The sequence below is a fragment of the Ruegeria sp. CDSB086 genome (assembly GCF_059611065.1).
On record NZ_JBXWOV010000003.1, the window covers coordinates 433880 to 453103 of the forward strand.

Here is a 19224-nt window from a genome sequence, read left to right on the forward strand (position 1 = left end):
TGCAGGCAAAAGCCGCAGCCTCGCTGTGTTGGCGCGCGGCAAATGAGTTGTATTAGCTGGACAGTAAGAAAATTATCCTTACAAAATCAGTACTACTTGACCGCCCAGAACGGAGTATCGCACTTGTCCCTATTCCTCATCGCGGCCCTTCCTTTTCTCGGCGCTGTTTTTCCAGCTCTTCTGATCAGGGCAGGACGAAATGCAGCTGCTTCTGCTGCTGGGTTGACCACATTTCTGGCGCTGATGGGTCTGTTGATCCACATCCCGTCTGTGATGCGAGGCGATGTTGTGACCGCCCGGTTCGAGTGGATACCAGCCCTTGGATTGAACGCAAATTTCATGCTGGATGGCTTGGGATTTTTGTTTGCCTTGTTGATCCTTGGGATCGGGTTACTGATCATCCTCTACGCACGGTTTTACCTGTCGCGCGAGGACCCGATGGGGCAGTTTTACACCTATCTTCTGCTGTTTCAGGGTGCGATGGTCGGGATCGTTCTTTCGGACAACATACTGCTTTTGCTTATCTTTTGGGAACTCACGTCGCTTAGCTCCTTCCTGTTGATCGGATATTGGAAACACCTGCCCGAAGGACGTCAAGGTGCGCGGATGGCGCTTGCAGTGACCGGCTCTGGCGGGTTGGCGATGATCGCCGGGATGCTGATCCTGGGCAATATCGTCGGGTCTTATGACCTAAGCGTAATTTTGCAGAACAAAGAGCTGATCCAGGCGTCACCCTATTACCTGCCCGCGTTGATCCTGATCCTGCTAGGTTGCTTTACCAAGTCGGCGCAATTCCCATTCCATTTCTGGCTGCCCCACGCCATGGCGGCCCCGACACCGGTTTCTGCCTACCTGCACTCGGCCACCATGGTGAAGGCCGGGTTGTTCCTGATGGCCCGGATGTGGCCCGTTTTGGCCGGCACCGACGCTTGGTTCTACATTGTTGCCACAACTGGACTTATCACCATGCTGATGGGCGCGGTGATCGCTCTGTTCAAGGATGACCTCAAGGCCCTTCTGGCGTTTTCGACCGTGTCGCATCTGGGGTTGGTCACCATGTTGCTGGGCTTTGGCACAAAGATCGCCGCCGTAGCCGCGATATTTCACATCATCAACCACGCCACGTTCAAGGCTGCGCTGTTCATGACCGCAGGGATCGTGGATCACGAAACCGGTACGCGGGATATCAAACGTCTGGGTGGTCTGCGTCATCTGATGCCGATCACCTTTACGATTGGCACAATCGCTGCGCTGTCGATGGCGGGCATACCGCCCCTGAACGGGTTCCTGTCCAAGGAAATGATGCTGGAAGAGACCGTTCACACCACATGGCTGCACTCTCATTATCTTGTGCCGGGTCTGGCATTGTTGGCGGCGCTGTTTTCAGCGGCCTATTCCTTCCGGTTTGTCAGCCACGTGTTCCTGGGCCCGGAGCGGCATGATTACCCGGCCCATCCGCATGATCCACCCGTCGGTCTATGGTTGGCGCCTGCCTTCCTTGTCGTGCTGGTGGTACTGATCGGGCTGAACTCTGCCGCCATCGTGGGCCCATTGGTCGCTGTTGTGTCCAGCGCGGTCATTGGCGGTGAGAAGCTGCCGTATTATTCGCTGAAATTGTGGCACGGCTTTACGCCTGCCCTCTATATGTCCGTGGTCGCGACACTGGGCGGTTTGTTCCTGCTAAGCTTGCATCGGCATGAAGAGAAAATCTGGAATGCTTTGCCGCGTCCCGAGGCCAAGGTGATCTTTGACACTGTGATTGGCGTGCTGACAAAACTCAGTCGGTTGATCACCGATACTTTGCATAACGGCGTCCTCAGCCGTTACGCGATCGTTATGATCGGTTTCACCCTCGCGCTGGGTTATTATGCCTATACAACCGGCACGATTGGACCCGAAACGCGGGAGGCGCTGCCCATTCAGATTATTCCGCTTATCGGATGGATCTGCCTTGTCGGTGCAACGCTGGCGATTATGTGGTTCCACCGCAATCGCCTGTTGTCGCTGGTGCTGATTGGTGTTGTCGGCCTGATCGTTTCGATGGCCTTCAACTATCTGTCCGCCCCGGATCTGGCGCTGACGCAGATCTCGGTCGAAGTGGTCACCATGATCCTGCTGCTGCTGTCGCTGAACTTCCTGCCCACGGATACGCCGTGGGACAGCAGCGCTGCGCGCCGCTGGCGCGACGCGGCTATTTCAGTCGTGGCGGGCATTGGTTCGGGCGCGCTGATCTATGCGCTGCTGCTGCGGGATTTTGCCTTTCCGACGATTTCAGAATTCCATCTGGCGAATTCGTACAAAGGTGGTGGCGGCACCAATGTGGTCAACGTCATCCTCGTGGACTTCAGGGGCTTTGATACCTTTGGCGAAATCATCGTTCTGGGCATTGCCGCGCTTATCATCTTTGCCCTGACCGAGGCCGTTCTGGGCACCAATGTCCGCAGCTATCTGCTGAACAGGAAACCGCATTGGCCACAGTCGGGGGACTCGCATCCGTTGATGATGGTGGTCGTGACCCGAATGATGATGCCCATCGCGCTGATGGTCGGGGCTTACATCTTTTTCCGGGGCCACAATCAGCCGGGCGGAGGCTTCATCGCGGGCCTTGTCGTCGCAATCGCCTTCCTGATGCAATACATGGCAAGCGGCTATACTTGGGCCATCGAACGCCAAAGGTTCTACTACCATGGTTCCATTGGCTGGGGCGTGCTGATTGCCGCCGCTACGGGTCTGGGTGCGTGGTTTAACGATCGTCCGTTCCTGACCAGCGATTTTGGCTATATTCACTGGCCACCGCTGGAAGAGTTCGAATGGGCCACCGCCATCCTGTTCGACACCGGCGTCTTCCTGGCTGTTCTGGGGGCGGTGATGCTGGCGCTGGACAGCCTGTCCCGATTTGCGTGGCAACCGGGTATGGCGCAGGAATTCCCGATGGATATCAACCCATTGCGGGATAATCCGCCGCAAGAAGAAGAAAACAAGGAGCAGGTCTGATGGAAGCGCTCGTAGCCTCTGCCGTTGGCGTCATGACTGCTGCCGGGATATTCCTGATCCTGCGCCGCCGGACCTTCCCTGTCATTCTGGGTCTGTCTCTGCTGACTTACGCCGTGAACGTGTTCCTGTTCGCAACGGGCCGATTGGCTTTGGACGCGCCTGCCGTTTTGAACAAATACAAAGAGGTGCCCTATACCGATCCGCTGCCGCAGGCTTTGGTGCTGACGGCCATCGTGATCTCGTTCGGAATGACCGCTGTGATCGTGATGATCGCGCTCAGCGCCTACCTGTCCTCGAAGGATGACCATATCGACATGAACGCCAATGACAGCGTCGACGCGCCGGGAGAAGACGCATGAACCATTGGATCGTTGCGCCAATCGTCCTGCCCGCGATCCTGGCCCCGTTCATCATCATGGTCCTGCGCTTTCACCTGGACCTGCAGCGCATCTTTTCGGTTGCCGGTGTGGTGGCCCTAATTGGTATTGCCCTGACCATCACCGCACAGGCCGCGGGTGGCGACATTCAGGTCTATGAACTGGGCAACTGGCCTGCGCCCTTTGGCATCGTTCTGGTGTTGGACCGGCTATCGGCCATGATGGTGCTTCTGACTGCACTGTTGGCTTTGCCGATCGTGCTTTATGCTATCGCCTCAGGCTGGGACGACCGGGGCAAACATTTTCACGCCCTGTTCCACTTTCAACTGATGGGTGTCTGTGGCGCATTCCTGACCGGTGATGCCTTTAACCTGTTCGTGTTCTTCGAAGTTCTGTTGATCGCGTCCTATGGCCTGATGACGCATGGGGGCGGTGCAGTACGGCTGAAAGCCGGGGTGCAATATGTGGCCTATAACCTGCTGGGGTCCACCCTGTTCCTGTTTGCTTTAGGCACGCTTTATGCTGTGACCGGAACGTTGAACATGGCCGACTTGGCCGTGCGGGTGGCCGAATTGCCTGCAGATGACACCGCCCTGCTGCGGGTTGGTGCGGTTTTGCTGCTGCTGGTGTTTTGCATCAAAGCCGCTGTGTTGCCACTGCACTTCTGGCTACCGGCGAGCTACGCCAGTGCACCCATGCCCGTGGCCGCCCTGTTTGCGATCATGACCAAGGTCGGCGCCTACTCGATCCTGCGGATGTACACGCTGGGCTTCGGCCCAGAGGTTGAGGCTACGCAGGGCCTTGTTGGCGCTTGGTTACAACCCGCCGCTTTGGTGACGCTGGCCGTTGGTGCCATCGGCATACTGGGCACACAGCATATTGCGCGTATGGTGGCGTTCTGTGCCATCACCTCGATGGGAACGTTGCTGATTGCGATCTCGCTGTTCACGGAAACGGCCACAGCGGCGGCACTGTATTACGTGTATCATTCCACCTTGGCCACTGCGCTTATGTTCCTGGTTGCCGATCTGGTGATGGAGCGCCGGGGCGGCGCGATTGCTCCAACTGCACCAATGCCGCAAACGGGTCTGATATCGGCTCTGTTCTTTGTGGGTGCCATTGCACTGGCGGGTATGCCGCCGCTATCGGGTTTTGTCGGCAAGCTGCTGGTGCTGGACGCCGCACGGGACGCACCGGATGCAAACGCCATCTGGGCCGTAATCCTGATCGGTTCCTTCGTGACTATTGTTGGCCTTGCCCGAGCGGGCTCGTTGATCTTCTGGAAAAGCCATGATGCCCAGCACAACACGGAAATGGACCCTGAAAACGAAGAAGAAACCCCGCCCGCGCCTGCGCCCGAGCCCAACCCCGGGCTGGCTTTCACCGCCGTATGCGCAATGGCGATCGGCCTAGTGCTGCTGACCCTGTTTGCGGGACCTGCGCTGGAGTATACCAATAAAACGGCCGAGCAATTGTTCACACCTGAGAACTACATCGCAGCCGTATTGGGAGGCGACACATGATCAGACTTCTGCACCGAATATTTCCGCACCCGCATCTGACGTTTCTGCTGACCATCGTGTGGGTCCTGCTGGCCAATAACTTGACGCTGAATTCGCTGGTTTTTGGCCTGATCCTGGGCATCATCATTCCCTTCATCACTCAGCCCTACTGGCCTGATCGCCCAAAGCTGCGCAACTGGCCCATGGTCGTTGAATACATCCTGGTTGTGCTTTGGGACATCGTGATCGCGAACATCACCGTTGCCCGGATTATCCTGTTTAAACGCGACGCAGATCGTCAGCCGGCCTGGATCTCGATCCCGCTGGAATTGCGCACACCTGAAGCTATCACAGTGCTGGCGGGTACGATCACCATGACCCCCGGAACCGTCAGCAGCGATCTGTCCGCACAGGGGCATAACCTGCTGGTGCATTGTCTAGATGCCCCCGATCCTGATGCAGTGCGCGACCAGATCAAAAGCCGCTATGAGCGTCGCCTGAAGGAGATTTTCGAATGATCGACATTGCAATCGCCTTTGCATTCGCCTGCTTTGGCGCGGCCATCATGATGTGCCTTTGGCGGATCATCACCGCGGACGGCGTCGGCACCCGCGTTCTGGCTCTGGATACGATGGTCATCAACACGATCGCGCTGTTGATCCTCTATGGTCTGACTCTGGGAACCGAAGTGTTCTTCGAATCCGCCATGATCATCGCCATGCTGGGCTTTGTCTCAACGGTTGCCTACGCGCGCTTCATGCTGCGTGGCAATATCATCGAGTGAGGGTGGTATGAGTTTCACCATAGAACTTCTGATCGCCTTCTTCCTAGTTGTTTCAGGTATCTTCGGCTTTGTCGGGTCCTACGGCATGATCAAGCTGAAAGATCCTATGTCGCGCCTGCACGCACCCACTAAGGCGACGACCCTGGGCGTGGGTGGCGTGTTGCTGGCATCGATCTGCCACTCGGTTCTGATCGAACAGCACCTGTCACTGCACGAGCTTCTGATCACACTGTTCTTGTTCCTGACGGCACCGATCACAGCCCTGTTCATTGCCAAATGGCACATTCACCGCCATGAAAAACCCAGCGATCTGCCAGATGCGGGCGAGGATGAACTTTGGGCCACGCACGCGGTTGAGCAAGTCGAAGACGTCCCTGATCACAGCAAGTCCTGAGTTTGATGCACCACCCACCGCTGCCCTTAACCCGCGATCTGGTTCTAATTGGCGGGGGCCACACCCATGCTTTGTTGCTGCGCAAGTGGGGCATGAACCCCCTGCCCGGCGCGCGGGTGACGGTGATCAACCCCGGTCCCACGGCGCCATATTCGGGGATGCTGCCGGGCTTTGTCGCCGGGCACTACGCACGTCAGGACCTGAACATAGATCTGGTCAAACTAGCCCGCTTTGCCGGCGCGCGGATCATTCTGGGCGCGGTTTCCGGCATCGACCCAGACCGGCGCGAGGTTCATGTGCCAGACCGTCCTCCGGTGGCGTTTGATGTAGCATCGGTCAATGTTGGAATTACATCGGACATGCCAGCCCTGCCCGGCTTTGACCAGCATGCCGTTCCCGCCAAACCGCTGGGTCCGTTTGCTGCCAGATGGGCAGAGTACTTGGAAGGATCAGGTGATGCTACGGTCGCGGTGATTGGCGGTGGGGTCGCCGGGGCTGAGCTTATCATGGCTATGGCCTTTGCCTTGCGCACCAAGGGGCGCACCGCGCACCTGACCCTGATTGACAACGCACGTGCCCTGACGGCGACCCATCCCAAGTCCGCGCAGACCATTCGCAAAGCGATGGCTGATCTGGGTATCGAAGTGGTCGAACAGGCATCTGTTTCGCACATCGCTCAGGATCACGTCGCGCTAGAGGATGGCCGCCAAATCCCGGCCAGCTTTGTGACCGGCGCAGCCGGTGCAAAACCGTATGACTGGATCGCGAATACAGGGCTGGACTTTCAGGACGGCTTCATCCGCGTCGACGGGCACCTGCAGTCCAGCGACCCCGCCATTTTTGCGGCGGGTGACTGCGTACATCTGAGCGAAAATCCCCGCCCCAAAGCAGGTGTCTATGCAGTCCGCGAGGCCCCCGTTTTGTTCCAAAACCTAAGGGCCGCCTTAGGGTCAGATGCCATGCGGCGGTATGAGCCGCAAAAAGATTACCTCAAGCTGATTTCATTAGGCGGCAAGTCTGCATTGGGAGAACGGCTTGGGACTTCGTTCAGCGGGCCGTTGATGTGGAAATGGAAAAACCACATCGATCAAAGCTTTATGGACAAGTTTCGCAACCTGCCGCAGATGAAGCCTCCGTCCTTGCCGCGCCATCACGCGGCCGGTTTGACTGAAGCCTTGGGCGACAAACCCATGTGCGGGGGCTGCGGTGCCAAGGTCGGGCGCGGCGCGTTGCAATCCGCGCTTGCCGATCTGCCAGCCCCAGTTCGTGCGGATGTGACACCACTGCCCGGCGATGATGCTGCCCTGTTACAGACCGGGGGTGCCCGGCAGGTCATGACCTCGGACCATCTGCGCGGCTTCGTGGACGATCCCGCTTTGATGACACGCATTGCAGCGGTTCACGCCCTTGGGGATATCTGGGCCATGGGGGCCCGCCCACAGGCCGCCACGGCGACGATCATCCTGCCCCGCATGTCGCCAACCCTTCAGCGTCGCACCATGGCCGAGATCATGGCCACGGCCAGCGACGTCATCCGTGACGCCGGGGCCGAGATTGTCGGCGGCCACAGCTCGATGGGTGACGAGATGACGATCGGGTTCACCCTGACCGGTCTGTGCGACGCCGACCCGATCACACTGTCCGGCGCGACACCCGGTGATGCCTTGATCCTGACCAAACCATTGGGCAGTGGCGTTCTGATGGCAGCAGAGATGGCGGGCGCAGCAAAAGGCGAATGGGTTGCGGCGGCCCTTGCACATATGGTGCAGCCACAAGGCAGGGCTTCGGAAATATTGGCAGGCGCACATGCGATGACCGATGTAACGGGATTTGGTCTGGCAGGGCACCTGCTGGGCATGACCGAGGCCTCGGGTTGTGGTGCCACCCTGGATTTGGAGGCAGTTCCGGTAATGGATGGCGCGCTGGAACTGGCCGCGCAGGGCATCCGGTCAACCTTATTCGAAGACAATCGCGCGATTACGCCCGAATTACCGACGGGCGGCAAAGCGGACCTGCTGTATGATCCTCAGACAGCCGGAGGCTTGCTGGCCGCGGTACCAGCAGATCAAGAGCAGATGATCTGCGAAGCTTTGCGCGAAGCGGGATATCCTGCCGTAATCATTGGGCACATGACCGATGCACCGGGGCTTCGGGTTCAAACCTGATCCAGGATGGCTTCGATCTGCGCTGCTGTTGCAGACAAGCCAGCATGATCCAGCGCCGAAGCATGGATTTTCGCGATAACGTCTGAACTGCGCACTCGGGCAGATTTGGCATATGCAGGATCATAGTGCTGCTCGATCAACGCCTGAGTCAGTGCGCGTTTGTCACCAGCGTCAATCATGTCCAGCCAACCGTCCACCACGTCATGCCCGCGGTGAAACCGCAGCGGGGAAAGGCGGTCGCGCAGGCGGTCAGAGTCCGACAGAACGTCATCATAGGCGGATACCAAGTAGTCCGAACGCGTCTGAACGGAGGCTGTTATCTGGATGCGAGGGGCTTGGCGCAAGGCTGCCCACAGCGTCGGCGGCAGGATCAGAGACCCGATTTTGGACGACTCCGCCTCGACCACCACCGGGCGCGACATGTCCAGACGACATAGCACAGCGGACAGGGCAGACTCGAACGCCTTTTGGCTGGGTTGTCCACCGGGCATATCACCCAGCAAGGACCCACGGTGGTTGGCCAGCCCCTCTAGATCCAGAATCTGAACGCCGCGAGCCGCAAGATGCACTAATAGTTCGGTCTTCGCCGTGCCGGTATATCCGTCCAGCGCGATCAGGTGATGCGGCAGCGGGTCATCATAGAGATACCGTTTCACCAACCGGCGATAGGTGCGATAGCCACCCTCGACCACTTCGGCCCGCCAGCCGATCTGTTGTAGCATCCATGTGAACGAGCCCGATCTTTGCCCGCCGCGCCAGCAGTAGACTAACGGTCGCCATCCTCCCTCATTATGGGACAGGCTGTTCTCGATGTGATTGGCCGCATTCCGAAACACCAGCGCGGCCCCCAGTTTACGGGCCAGAAACGGGCTTTCCTGAACATAGATCGTGCCGACGCGGGCGCGTTCCTCGTTGTCCAAAACGGGAAGGCTGATTGCACCGGGAAGGTGGTCTTCGTCAAATTCCGCCGGGCTGCGCACGTCGATCACCGTGTCAAATTCATGCGCATATAGATCGGGCAAACTGTCGAATTTCAGAACCATGTCAGAGGTCTATCCCGCAAAGCCGTGAATGAAAAGGCAGGGCTAGGTTTCGATCGGTTCAATCAATTCCGGCCCGCTGGCGCGGTTCGAATTCACGGTCGGGCTGACGCGGTGATAGCTGAGGACATCTTCGTCCCCCGGCTGCATCAGACGCGCGGCCCCCTTTCCGGCCTCCCCCAGCCACAGCGGCCAGTCATCGGGTTCCAGAATCAAAGGCATGCGATGATGGATCGCGCTGAGGTGACGGTTGGCCGGCGTCGTGACGATGGCGCAGGTGCCCTGCCGCGCATCTTCAGGCCCCCAATCCTGCCAAACACCGGCAAAGGCAATCGGTGCGTTGTCTTGACGGAAGATGTACCATGGCAACCTGTCGCCTTGTTCCGTCTTGGTCCATTCATAGAACCCCGTCGCGGCGATCAGGCAGCGGCGTTCGCGGCATGCAGCGCGAAAGGCGGGCTTTTCGGCAAGCGTTTCCGCCCGCGCGTTGATCAACAGAGGTCCTGCGTTTTCGCCCTTGTACCAATGGGGCAAAAACCCCCAGCGCAGCGGATCAAGCGTGCGCCCGTTTTCGCCCGCGCGCACCACATGCACCTGATTGGTCGGGCAGACGTTGAAATTCGGCACCGCTGGCAAAGTGTTAGCCGGGCGGGCCGAAAAAAGCTGCGCCATTGCATCGTTGGGAAGTGTTACGGCAAACCGTCCGCACATAGGCCTTGTCCCTTTTTCAGAAATTGTAGGTTAATGTCGCCCGCGCCGATACCGAGTGGAACACCATCAAGCCGTTTCTGACCATAAGACTGAAAAGGCCGCGTCAAACGCGGCCTTTTGGTTTGTTTATCGAAACAGATTTACTTCTGCTTGATCCGCCCATCCAGATAAGGCGTGTAGGGCGCGTTTTCGGCAAGATATTCTGCCGTTACATCGGCCAGATCGGGGCCAAAGTCATAGGCGTTTTTGTCGTCACCCGAGAACATCTTGTAGCCGTCACCGCCATTGCGGACGTAGTTGTTGGTGACCACCAGATAAGTCGCGGCCGGATCGATGGGAACAAACCCGTCTCCGTCGGCAACCATGACCTCAGCGATACGCCCTTCGTTCGGCGCAACGGCCGGGTCCCAGGTGAAGGTCAGGCCAGCAACCTGCGGAAAGCGGCCTTTGACCTCTTCCACCTGGCTGACGCCGTTTTCCAGCGCATCGATGACGCCCTGGCCGCTGATCTCGAAGGTCGACAGCGTGTTCTGGAACGGCAGCACGGTCAGCACTTCGCCCATGGTCACGTCGCCCGGATCGATCGAAGCCCGCAGACCGCCCGAGTTGGCAATCGCAATCTTAACGCCCTGATCCGCGACGCGTGCCAACATTGCGTCGGCCACAAGGTTGCCCATCTGGCATTCCTGAACACGGCAAATAGCGCGGTCGCCTTCGATGGCATCGGCAGAGTTTGCAACCACTTTGTTGCGGATTTCATCCAATGGCACGGCCAGCTCGGCAATACGATCCAAAGCGGCCTGATCCTCGGTGACTGTGTTGTCCATGATCAGCGGCTCGCCAGCAGCCTCGACCACGTTGCCGTCATCGTCAAAGGTCACATTCAGCTCACCCAGAAATTTGCCGTAGGCATAGGCCTGAACGATCTGCACGCCGTTTACCACGGTCGGGTACGGGCCGGCGGCCTTGTCCGAGGTGTTCGACAGGTATGTGTTCGAGTGGCCTCCTACGATCACGTCAACTCCGGTGGTTTCCTGCGCAACGCGCTGATCCACACCGTAGCCCGAGTGGCTGAGAACGATGATCTTGTTGACGCCTTCACCGGTCAGCTTATCCACCTCAGCCTGAACCGCAGGCACCGGGTCCGAGAACGAGATATTCGGACCGGGCGAGGCAAGCTCATCAGTGTCGATAGGTGTCAGGCCGATCAGGCCGATCTTTTCGCCGCCAACTTCGATTACGGTCGATTTCTTGATCTTGTCGGTCAGCAACTCTTCGTCCGCAACATCCGCATTGGACATTAGAACCGGGAAATCGACCGAGTCGATAAAGCCGCGCAGAACCTCGGGGCCGTCGTCGAATTCGTGGTTACCCACCGTCATCGCGTTGTAGCCCAGCTTGTTCATGAACTCGGCCGCGACCTTGCCCTTGTAATAAGTATAGAACAGCGATCCCTGAAACTGGTCTCCGCCATCAACCAGAATCGAGTTTTCGGCACGGCCACGTGCCTCCTCGACTGCAGTGACCAAGCGCGCGGAACCGCCAAAGCACTTGCCTTCGGCATTGTCTTCATCACCGCAACCGCTGTCGTATTTGTTGATCGGCTCAAAACGCGAGTGGAAATCGTTGGTGTGCAGAATCGTCAGTTTGTACTCGGCAAATGCCATGCCTGCGGTCAGGCTGAGCACCGCAGCAGATGTCAAAAGACGGGTGAGCATAGTTTAACTCCCTATTGTTAATTGCGGAGATGTTGCGACGCGCAACGCCGAGAGTCAAAGGGGGAAATCCGGCTTGATTCTACCCGTGGCCCGGTGCATCACGACCGCATGCTGATTTACAAAATTTTTCGGGCCGATGAATGGGCCACGTTACAGGCACAAGGCGCATCAGACGGGGCGCCGATTGATGTCTCTGACGGATATGTTCATTTCTCGACTGCCAAGCAGGCGGCAGAAACAGCCGCCAAACATTTTGCCGGGGTCGAAGGGCTGACCCTGCTGGCGTGTGACGCCGATGTGATGGGCGACGACCTGAAATGGGAGGTTTCGCGCGGTGGCGCGCTTTTCCCCCATCTTTATCGGCAGATCAAAATGACCGATGTTGTCTGGTCGCGCGCCCTGCCCTTTGATGGAACCGCTCACCAGTTTCCCAAGGATATGGAATGACCAATTTTGTCGATCCGGAACGCGCCCAGTTTGAGGCCTTCAAGGACCTTGATCGGGACCACCCGATCGAGATGCTGAACTTGGTGAAGTTCCGCGACGCTGCTGAGTATCCCGCAGGGCACAAACTCGTGGATGCCGGGCTGACCGGCGCGCAGGCTTACGGCAAGTACGGCTCGGAAACCGCTCCGATCATAGCGCGCCTTGGCGCTTCGATCCTGTGGCGCGGCGTGTTTCAGACGACACTGATCGGCCCGCAAAACGAAAACTGGGACGCAGTATTCATCGCCCGCTATCCCACAGCGCACGCGTTTCTGGAAATGGTGACGGACCCGGTTTACCAAATGGCTGTGGTGCACCGCCAAGCCGCCGTCGAAACCTCGCGCCTTATACGATGCGCCCCTACCATTGGCGGAGAGGCATTCGGATGAAACTGACTGAAAAACTGGGGCTGGCAGCCCTGCAACGCATGGATCCTGAGACAGCTCACGGATTATCGATCAAGGCGCTAAAGGCCGGATTGGCCCCCGCGCCGGGTCCAGTGACCTCCAATCGGTTGCGCACCGAAGTGGCGGGATTGGACCTGCCGAATCCCGTTGGCCTGGCCGCAGGATTCGACAAGAATGGTGAGGTTCTTGCGCCTTTGTCCCGCGCAGGGTTCGGGTTTATCGAGGTCGGTGCCGTGACCCCGCGCCCGCAGCCCGGCAACCCGAAACCACGCCTGTTCCGCCTGACCCAGGACATGGCCGCCATCAACCGGTTCGGGTTCAACAACGAAGGCATGGAGGTCATGGCCCGCCGTCTGGCTGACCGCCCAAAGGACGCGGTGATTGGCCTGAACCTGGGTGCCAACAAAGACAGCGACGACCGCCCCGGCGATTTTGCCAAGGTCCTGGCCCATTGCGCCGCGCATCTGGATTTTGCCACGGTCAACGTCTCATCCCCGAATACGGAAAAACTGCGTGATCTTCAGGGCAAGGCGGCCCTGAGTGCGTTGCTAAGCGGCGTGATTGAGACGCGCAACGCACTGCCCCGCCCCTTGCCAATCTTCCTGAAGATTGCTCCGGATCTGACCGAAGGCGAATTGCAAGACATTGCCGATGTGGCCCGCGAAACCGGCGTGGATGCGGTGATTGCCACCAACACAACCCTGTCACGCGATGGTCTGCGCAGTGCCCATAAGGGTGAAGCAGGCGGTCTGTCCGGCGCACCGTTATTCCAGAAATCGACCCGCGTTCTAGCACGTCTTAGCCAGTTGACCGACGGGCAAATCCCGTTGATGGGCGTTGGCGGGATCGGGACGGCAAAGCAGGCTTATGCCAAGATCTGCGCCGGGGCTTCGGCTGTGCAGTTCTATACGGCCATGGTCTATGGCGGCATTTCACTAGCCGCAGAAATAGCCCAAGGTCTGGATGAACTGCTGGCGCAAGACGGGTTCGCTTCGGTCGCAGAGGCCGTTGGCAGCAAAAGAGAGGACTGGCTGTGATTGAATATTGGCATAACCCGCGCTGTTCAAAATCTCGCACAGGTCTGGCGTTGCTGGAAGAAAAAGGTGCGACCGTCAAGGTTCGCAAATATCTGGCGGATGCGCCGTCGGCTGATGAGCTGCGCGCGGTGTTGTCCCAATTGGGAATTTCGGCCATCGAGATGATGCGGACAGGCGAAAAGCGGTTCAAGGAACTGGGCCTGTCAAAAACGACACCCGAGGACGAGCTGATCCAGGCTATGGCGGAAAACCCCATCCTGATCGAGCGTCCTCTGGCCATTGCCGGCGACAAGGCCGCGATTGGTCGTCCGCCCGAAAACCTGCTGTCGCTGCTTTAAGCGATCTGCGCTTCCAGCTTAGGGTAACGCCATCCCAACGTGACCCCGCGCACGATGTTCAGGACCATCAGCGCGGCCCAAAGCCCATGATTACCGAACGTCGGCACCAGCAGGAACAGGGCCACCACATAGATCGCGACGGACTGGATCATCGCCTGCCGCATGGCGCGGGTCCAGGTCGCCCCGATATAGATACCGTCGAACATCCAGCTGGCTACGCCGATCATCGGCGCAAGGGCCGCCCAGAGCAGAAACTCGCGCGCGGCAACCCGTACTTCGGGTGAGGTTGACATCAGATCAATCAGGGATGGTCCGGTCAGAAAAAACACAAGACCCAGGGCAAACGCACCTCCGACGCCCCATTGCGAGGCCATGATCGACGCGCGCCGTACCTGGGCCCGATCACGCGCGCCGACCGCACTGCCCACCAGCGCCTCGGCAGAGAAGGCGAAACCGTCCAAGGCAAAAGCCGTGATCTCAAGAAATTGCAGCAGCACCTGATTTGCCGCCAGATTGACGTCCCCCAGATCGGAACCAACAAACAAAAAAGTGGTAAATGCGCCGGTCAAAAGCACCGAACGCACCATTATGTCGCCGTTCACCTGCATCATTCGGCGCAGACGCGCTGGGTCAAAGATCCTGGGCCAGTCGCGCCACTGATTTCCAGCGAAAGCGTCGTGGCACAACCAGAGACCAAGCGCCAACCCGGTCCATTCGGCGATCAGCGTCGCGATGGCGACACCTTCGACGCCCCAGCCAAGGCCAAGAACAAACCAGAGATCCAGAACGATGTTCAGCCCGTTCATCCAGATCTGCAAAACAAACACACCCTTGGTGCGCTCTACCGCGATCAGCCAGCCCGTGACGGCAAAAAGCGCAATCGTTGCCGGGGCACCCCAGATACGGATCTCCAGATAGGCGCGGGTCAGAGATTCAACCTCGGGACTGGCTGGAGACAGGGCGAACGCCCCCCAGAACAACCAGACTTGTGTCAGGATAAAGAACAAACCTGCCGCGCCGCCCAACAATAGCCCGCGCATCAGCAAGGCTCCGGTTTCCGCCGTGTCCCCTGCACCACGTGCCTGGGCAGCAAGACCGGTTGTCCCCATACGCAAGAACCCGAACACCCAGTAGATGGTCGCTAGAATAACGGCTCCCATGCCGACCGCACCGATTGGGGCCGCCTGACCCAACTGCCCCACGACACCAGTATCCACCGCCCCCAGAATTGGCACCGTCGCATTGGACAATACGATCGGCGCTGCAATCCGGAGCACCCGCTTATGCGTAATGGGTGCCGAAGCGTCCTGCATAGCTTTCTATTTTCCGTCGGTAGTGGGCCGCGGCATCAGGAAATGCCCCGAAGCCTGTGCAAAGAGCTTCGCGTGATTGTCCTGCCAGGCCTCGACCCGGACAGAGGCATAGCGACGCCCGGCCCGACTGATGAACGCGCGCGCATAAGCATCACGCGGCAGGCCTGACCGCAGATAGTCGACGGTGAAATCGACGGTCTTTGGAAAACGTACTTTTTCGTAGTCGGCGATATCACTGGCATTCAGTTCCCCGCTTTCGATCTTGGGCAGCAAGAACTCCCAACTCAGCGTGATGACGGCCGTGACTTCTAGAAACGCCGCCGTGACGCCGCCATGCAATGCGGGCAGTAACGGATTACCGATCAGTTTCTGGTCAAAGTTCAAAACACCAGTCAGTTCATCACCGCGGCGATCAAAGCCGATGTCGAGGAACCGAATGTAGGGCACACCATCGACAATCGCGTTCAACGCCGCATCCCGGCGTTGTTTTACGACCTGGACGGGTTCCGGGCGAGTACGCGCCATTACAGACCCTCCACCGTGAATGACCCTGCCGCTGTGGCCACTGGAAGACCTTCGTCTTCGTCCATCGCCGTCGCGCGCACAAAGGCGACGTTCCGTGTGATGTGGTAGCATGTCGCCTGGGTCGTTATCGTCTGTCCCGGTGTTGCCGCCCGCATATAGTCGATCCTCAGGTCAATTGTCGCCGTACCCCCTGGGGCCGACGGATGGCTCATGACGGCGGCACCACAACAGGTATCCAGTGCGGCGAAAACAGCGCCGCCATGAATCACCCCGGTGCGCGGATCGCCAACAAGCTCTTTGCTGTACGGCATTGTAATACCCGCTTCGCCATTTCCGATTGAGGTCAGCTTCAGACCCAACGCCCTTGCATGCGGGATCGCCTCGATGAACTGGCGCGCAATTGCGGCTTTGTCGACCATGTACTTGAATCCGTTCTTTTGGTTTATCCCTTTATGAGCCCGTGTCCGCCAAAAGAGCAAGCCCGCCGGTTGCGCTTGCCGCTGACAGAACATAGGCTGCGCCAGAGGAGATCAGGAATGTCCGACAACCGTTTGTCATTCAAAGAGATGTGCGCCGAGTACGATGTGACTCCACGTACCCTGCGCTACTATGAGTACATCGAATTGCTGCAACCCGATCGGGAAGGCAGATCGCGATATTATGGTCCGCGGGAATGCGCACGCATGACTTTGATCCTGCGCGGCCGCAAATATGGGTTTTCGCTGGAAGATATCCGGCAGTGGCTGCTGATCTATGAAAATGAAGGCAACGAGATCCAAATGCGTGCATTTGTCGACGTCGCGGATAAGCAGATCGTCGAACTGAACCAGCAAAAACAGCAATTGGACGAGGCAATTGATGCCCTGACCGAGATGCGCGACCAGACTGCCAAATCGCTCGAGTGATTCCGTTGGCGCACCATCGCGCACTCAAAAAATGAAGCGAATCTCGCACACTTCGGCCATGCCTTAAGGTGTGTTGGGTCGCTCTGCGGGAATTGGCACCCACAAATTCCGTTACGTTAATTCCGAAAAAGTCGGAAATCCGCGACTTGACGCGCGCGGAAGTTACGTAAACTTCTGTTGTGACGCAGCGTTCACATTACGTGAACGTCATCTACATGTTGTAACGTGCGCATCGACTGCGCAACTGACTTTCATTGACGCCAGTGACGAGAGTGCTGAAACCATGACCGAAGATCTGATGACCATCCGAGAAATGTGCGAGACATATGATGTCACGCCCCGCACGTTGCGGTTTTACGAGGCCAAAGAGCTTTTGTTTCCGATCCGCGAAGGTCAGAAACGGCTGTTCACCAAAAGTGATCGTGCCCGCCTGAAACTCATCCTGCGCGGCAAGCGCTTTGGGTTCAGCCTTGAAGAAATACGCCAGCTTCTGGACCTTTACCATGTCGGCGACCAACAGATGACTCAGATATCACGCACCTATGAAATTGCGTGCGAGCGCCTGGAAGATATGGAAGCGCGCCGTGAGGAACTGACCCAGGCGATCGACGATCTGAAAGAACAGTTGCGCTGGGGCGAGAAAGTCATCGCCTCGGTCAAACAAGACAAAAAGGCTGCCGAGTAACCCCCTCGCCTGCCTACCACCCGGACATATGAATTAAAGGGAGCTTCACATGCCCGTCTACAACGCGCCAACCAAAGATACGCAGTTCATTCTGCACGACGTACTGAAAATCTCGGACTCCGACGTTCCGGGGTACAACGAGCTTGAAGCCGAATTCACAGGCGCCGTTCTGGAAGAAGCAGGCAAAGTGGCCACCAATGTTCTGCACCCGCTGAACGTGGTTGGGGACACCGAAGGATGCCGATTGGAAAACGGTATCGTATACACGCCCACCGGGTTCAAAGACGCTTTTGAGCAGATGAAAGAAGGTGGCTGGACTGGCCTCGACATGCCGGAAGAGTATGGCGGCCAGAACATGCCATACGTCCTGGGCACCGCCGTTGGTGAGATGTTCTCGGCTGCGAACCAGGCATTCGTGATGTATCAGGGCCTGACGCACGGCGCGGCGTCAGCGATCCTGGCGCACGGAACCGACGAACAGAAAGACAAATACCTGCCCAATATGGTCAGCTGCGAATGGACCGGCACCATGAACCTGACGGAACCGCATTGCGGCACCGATCTGGGCCTGATGCGCACCAAAGCAGAACCGCAGGGCGACGGCAGCTATAAGATTTCGGGCCAAAAGATTTTTATCTCGTCCGGCGATCACGACATGGCTGACAACATCATCCACCTGGTGTTGGCCAAGATCCCCGGCGGCCCCGAAGGCATCAAGGGCGTCTCCCTGTTCATCGTGCCCAAGTTCATCGTCAATGAAGATGGCACGCCGGGCGAGCGTAACGGTGTTTCGGTCGGCAAGATCGAAGAGAAGATGGGTATCCACGGCAACTCGACCTGCGTCATGAACTATGACGAAGCCACCGGGTGGCTGCTGGGCGAAGAGCACAAAGGCATGCGTGCCATGTTCACCATGATGAACGAAGCGCGTCTGGGTGTGGGCATGCAGGGTCTGTCTCAGGCAGAGGCCGCGTACCAGAACGCCGTCGAATATGCCAAAGACCGCCTGCAGGGTCGTGATGTAACTGGTGTAAAGAACCCGGACGGCCCCGCCGATCCGCTGATCGTGCACCCGGACATCCGCCGCAACCTGATGGATCAGAAAAGCTTCACCGAAGGTGCGCGCGCGTTCATCCTGTGGGGCGCGACCATGATCGACAAAGCGCACCGGTCAGACGACAAAGATGCGGACGGACTGATCTCGCTGCTGACACCGGTCATCAAAGGCTTCCTGACCGATCAGGGCTATGACATGACTGTTCAGGCACAGCAGGTCTATGGCGGCCATGGCTACATCGAAGAATGGGGCATGTCGCAATACACCCGCGACGCCCGGATCGCGATGATCTACGAAGGTGCTAATGGCGTTCAGGCGCTGGACCTTGTCGGTCGTAAGCTGGCGCAAGACGGCGGCAAGCACGTCATGGCGTTCTTCGACATGGTCAAGACCTTCTGCAAAGACAACGCTGGTAAAGACGAAGCCTATGACAAGGCCTTCATCGAACCGCTGAAGGCTGCGTCCAAAGACCTGCAGGCCGCTGGCATGTACTTCATGCAGGAAGGCATGAAGAACCCCAACAATGCTCTGTCCGGTTCTTATGACTTCATGCACATGTTTGGACATGTCTGCCTGGGCCTGATGTGGGCGCAGATGGCCAAAGCCGCGCAAGATGCGCTGGATGGCGGCGCGTCGGACAAAGAGTTCTACGAGACCAAGATCAACACCGGGCGCTTCTACATGGCGCGCCGCCTGCCTGCTACAGGCATGCATCTGGCACGCATCCAGACGGGCGCGGACACGGTCATGGCTCTGGACGCGGCGAACTTCTGATCTCAGTCTGGG

At 58.3% G+C, this 19224-nt stretch carries 20 protein-coding genes; 14 read left to right on the forward strand and 6 right to left on the reverse strand.

The window, feature by feature from the left end; genetic code table 11:
- Positions 1-123: 123 nt before the first annotated feature.
- From AC2FIO_RS09000 to selD, 7 genes are read left to right on the forward strand one after another with little or no spacing between them, the layout of a single operon-like run.
- A complete protein-coding gene (locus tag AC2FIO_RS09000) occupies positions 124-2994 on the forward strand; it encodes a monovalent cation/H+ antiporter subunit A (protein WP_496697038.1) in 2871 nt (956 codons plus the stop codon).
- Positions 2994-3353: a Na+/H+ antiporter subunit C gene (locus AC2FIO_RS09005; RefSeq protein ID WP_058274194.1), complete on the forward strand. Its 360-nt coding sequence runs from the start codon at positions 2994-2996 to the stop codon at positions 3351-3353. Before AC2FIO_RS09000 ends, AC2FIO_RS09005 begins: the two co-directional genes overlap by 1 nt.
- Positions 3350-4894: a monovalent cation/H+ antiporter subunit D gene (locus tag AC2FIO_RS09010; RefSeq protein ID WP_496697040.1), complete on the forward strand. Its 1545-nt coding sequence runs from the start codon at positions 3350-3352 to the stop codon at positions 4892-4894. The genes AC2FIO_RS09005 and AC2FIO_RS09010 overlap by 4 nt, the downstream gene beginning before the upstream one ends.
- Entirely contained in the window at positions 4891-5391 is a 501-nt protein-coding gene (locus AC2FIO_RS09015) for a Na+/H+ antiporter subunit E (protein ID WP_370247519.1), read from the forward strand. Before AC2FIO_RS09010 ends, AC2FIO_RS09015 begins: the two co-directional genes overlap by 4 nt.
- Positions 5388-5657, forward strand: coding sequence for a K+/H+ antiporter subunit F (locus AC2FIO_RS09020; RefSeq protein ID WP_058274196.1), 270 nt, complete (start codon positions 5388-5390; stop codon positions 5655-5657). The genes AC2FIO_RS09015 and AC2FIO_RS09020 overlap by 4 nt, the downstream gene beginning before the upstream one ends.
- A 7-nt stretch (positions 5658-5664) precedes the next feature.
- Positions 5665-6051, forward strand: coding sequence for a Na+/H+ antiporter subunit G (locus tag AC2FIO_RS09025; protein WP_496697043.1), 387 nt, complete (start codon positions 5665-5667; stop codon positions 6049-6051).
- A 5-nt stretch (positions 6052-6056) separates the two neighbouring features.
- Positions 6057-8216 (forward strand): selenide, water dikinase SelD, encoded by a 2160-nt coding sequence (selD, locus tag AC2FIO_RS09030; protein WP_496697045.1) that lies wholly within the window; start codon positions 6057-6059, stop codon positions 8214-8216.
- Here the strand turns inward: selD and mnmH are convergent.
- The 3 genes from mnmH to AC2FIO_RS09045 all read right to left on the reverse strand — a co-directional run bounded on the left by mnmH (position 8207) and on the right by AC2FIO_RS09045 (position 11685).
- Positions 8207-9259 (reverse strand): tRNA 2-selenouridine(34) synthase MnmH, encoded by a 1053-nt coding sequence (gene mnmH, locus AC2FIO_RS09035; protein ID WP_496697047.1) that lies wholly within the window; start codon positions 9257-9259, stop codon positions 8207-8209. The genes selD and mnmH overlap by 10 nt on opposite strands.
- A gap of 42 nt (positions 9260-9301) precedes the next feature.
- Positions 9302-9967: an SOS response-associated peptidase gene (locus AC2FIO_RS09040; RefSeq protein WP_496697049.1), complete on the reverse strand. Its 666-nt coding sequence runs from the start codon at positions 9965-9967 to the stop codon at positions 9302-9304.
- A 140-nt stretch (positions 9968-10107) separates the two neighbouring features.
- Complete coding sequence (locus AC2FIO_RS09045) at positions 10108-11685, reverse strand: bifunctional metallophosphatase/5'-nucleotidase (RefSeq protein WP_496697051.1); 1578 nt, start codon at positions 11683-11685, stop codon at positions 10108-10110.
- A 108-nt stretch (positions 11686-11793) separates the two neighbouring features.
- On the opposite strand from AC2FIO_RS09045, the gene AC2FIO_RS09050 reads away from it, so the two are divergent.
- The 4 genes from AC2FIO_RS09050 to arsC are packed head-to-tail and all read left to right on the forward strand — an operon-like array spanning position 11794 to position 13953.
- Positions 11794-12132 carry a DUF952 domain-containing protein gene (locus tag AC2FIO_RS09050; protein WP_496697053.1) on the forward strand — a complete coding sequence of 113 codons (339 nt, stop codon included), beginning with the start codon at positions 11794-11796 and terminating at the stop codon, positions 12130-12132.
- Positions 12129-12560 carry a DUF1330 domain-containing protein gene (locus AC2FIO_RS09055; RefSeq protein WP_496697055.1) on the forward strand — a complete coding sequence of 144 codons (432 nt, stop codon included), beginning with the start codon at positions 12129-12131 and terminating at the stop codon, positions 12558-12560. Before AC2FIO_RS09050 ends, AC2FIO_RS09055 begins: the two co-directional genes overlap by 4 nt.
- Positions 12557-13615 (forward strand): quinone-dependent dihydroorotate dehydrogenase, encoded by a 1059-nt coding sequence (locus AC2FIO_RS09060; RefSeq protein ID WP_496697056.1) that lies wholly within the window; start codon positions 12557-12559, stop codon positions 13613-13615. Before AC2FIO_RS09055 ends, AC2FIO_RS09060 begins: the two co-directional genes overlap by 4 nt.
- Positions 13612-13953, forward strand: a complete 342-nt coding sequence (arsC, locus tag AC2FIO_RS09065; protein ID WP_496697058.1) for an arsenate reductase (glutaredoxin) — start codon at positions 13612-13614, stop codon at positions 13951-13953. The genes AC2FIO_RS09060 and arsC overlap by 4 nt, the downstream gene beginning before the upstream one ends.
- On the opposite strand, the gene AC2FIO_RS09070 is transcribed toward arsC, so the two are convergent.
- From AC2FIO_RS09070 to AC2FIO_RS09080, 3 genes are read right to left on the reverse strand one after another with little or no spacing between them, the layout of a single operon-like run.
- On the reverse strand, positions 13950-15266 hold the full coding sequence (locus tag AC2FIO_RS09070; protein ID WP_496697060.1) for an MATE family efflux transporter: 1317 nt from the start codon (positions 15264-15266) through the stop codon (positions 13950-13952). The genes arsC and AC2FIO_RS09070 overlap by 4 nt on opposite strands.
- Before the next feature lie 6 nt (positions 15267-15272).
- Entirely contained in the window at positions 15273-15791 is a 519-nt protein-coding gene (locus tag AC2FIO_RS09075) for a PaaI family thioesterase (protein ID WP_282169191.1), read from the reverse strand.
- Entirely contained in the window at positions 15791-16210 is a 420-nt protein-coding gene (locus tag AC2FIO_RS09080; protein ID WP_113790396.1) for a PaaI family thioesterase, read from the reverse strand. The genes AC2FIO_RS09075 and AC2FIO_RS09080 overlap by 1 nt, the downstream gene beginning before the upstream one ends.
- Before the next feature lie 117 nt (positions 16211-16327).
- Here AC2FIO_RS09080 and AC2FIO_RS09085 point away from each other — a divergent pair, with 117 nt between their 5' ends.
- From AC2FIO_RS09085 to AC2FIO_RS09095, 3 genes are all read left to right on the forward strand, one after another.
- Positions 16328-16696: a MerR family transcriptional regulator gene (locus AC2FIO_RS09085; protein ID WP_058275812.1), complete on the forward strand. Its 369-nt coding sequence runs from the start codon at positions 16328-16330 to the stop codon at positions 16694-16696.
- A gap of 283 nt (positions 16697-16979) precedes the next feature.
- The gene (locus AC2FIO_RS09090; RefSeq protein WP_058274210.1) at positions 16980-17381 is read left to right on the forward strand and encodes a MerR family transcriptional regulator; all 402 of its coding nucleotides are present in this window, start codon (positions 16980-16982) and stop codon (positions 17379-17381) included.
- 49 nt (positions 17382-17430) lie between these two features.
- Positions 17431-19212: an acyl-CoA dehydrogenase C-terminal domain-containing protein gene (locus AC2FIO_RS09095; RefSeq protein ID WP_472724143.1), complete on the forward strand. Its 1782-nt coding sequence runs from the start codon at positions 17431-17433 to the stop codon at positions 19210-19212.
- Positions 19213-19224: the final 12 nt, after the last annotated feature.

Bases quoted from the DNA above. Each gene is read 5' to 3' on its own strand.
- AC2FIO_RS09050 (WP_496697053.1), top strand. From the start codon at position 11,794: ATGCTGATTTACAAAATTTTTCGGGCCGATGAATGGGCCACGTTACAG.
- selD (WP_496697045.1), top strand. From the start codon at position 6,057: ATGCACCACCCACCGCTGCCCTTAACCCGCGATCTGGTTCTAATTGGC.
- AC2FIO_RS09015 (WP_370247519.1), top strand. From the start codon at position 4,891: ATGATCAGACTTCTGCACCGAATATTTCCGCACCCGCATCTGACGTTT.
- AC2FIO_RS09060 (WP_496697056.1), top strand. From the start codon at position 12,557: ATGAAACTGACTGAAAAACTGGGGCTGGCAGCCCTGCAACGCATGGAT.
- AC2FIO_RS09090 (WP_058274210.1), top strand. From the start codon at position 16,980: ATGACCGAAGATCTGATGACCATCCGAGAAATGTGCGAGACATATGAT.
- AC2FIO_RS09020 (WP_058274196.1), top strand. From the start codon at position 5,388: ATGATCGACATTGCAATCGCCTTTGCATTCGCCTGCTTTGGCGCGGCC.
- AC2FIO_RS09040 (WP_496697049.1), bottom strand. From the start codon at position 9,967: ATGTGCGGACGGTTTGCCGTAACACTTCCCAACGATGCAATGGCGCAG.
- AC2FIO_RS09070 (WP_496697060.1), bottom strand. From the start codon at position 15,266: ATGCAGGACGCTTCGGCACCCATTACGCATAAGCGGGTGCTCCGGATT.
- AC2FIO_RS09085 (WP_058275812.1), top strand. From the start codon at position 16,328: ATGTCCGACAACCGTTTGTCATTCAAAGAGATGTGCGCCGAGTACGAT.
- AC2FIO_RS09080 (WP_113790396.1), bottom strand. From the start codon at position 16,210: ATGGTCGACAAAGCCGCAATTGCGCGCCAGTTCATCGAGGCGATCCCG.
- AC2FIO_RS09025 (WP_496697043.1), top strand. From the start codon at position 5,665: ATGAGTTTCACCATAGAACTTCTGATCGCCTTCTTCCTAGTTGTTTCA.
- AC2FIO_RS09010 (WP_496697040.1), top strand. From the start codon at position 3,350: ATGAACCATTGGATCGTTGCGCCAATCGTCCTGCCCGCGATCCTGGCC.
- AC2FIO_RS09005 (WP_058274194.1), top strand. From the start codon at position 2,994: ATGGAAGCGCTCGTAGCCTCTGCCGTTGGCGTCATGACTGCTGCCGGG.
- AC2FIO_RS09045 (WP_496697051.1), bottom strand. From the start codon at position 11,685: ATGCTCACCCGTCTTTTGACATCTGCTGCGGTGCTCAGCCTGACCGCA.
- AC2FIO_RS09055 (WP_496697055.1), top strand. From the start codon at position 12,129: ATGACCAATTTTGTCGATCCGGAACGCGCCCAGTTTGAGGCCTTCAAG.
- AC2FIO_RS09075 (WP_282169191.1), bottom strand. From the start codon at position 15,791: ATGGCGCGTACTCGCCCGGAACCCGTCCAGGTCGTAAAACAACGCCGG.
- mnmH (WP_496697047.1), bottom strand. From the start codon at position 9,259: ATGGTTCTGAAATTCGACAGTTTGCCCGATCTATATGCGCATGAATTT.
- AC2FIO_RS09095 (WP_472724143.1), top strand. From the start codon at position 17,431: ATGCCCGTCTACAACGCGCCAACCAAAGATACGCAGTTCATTCTGCAC.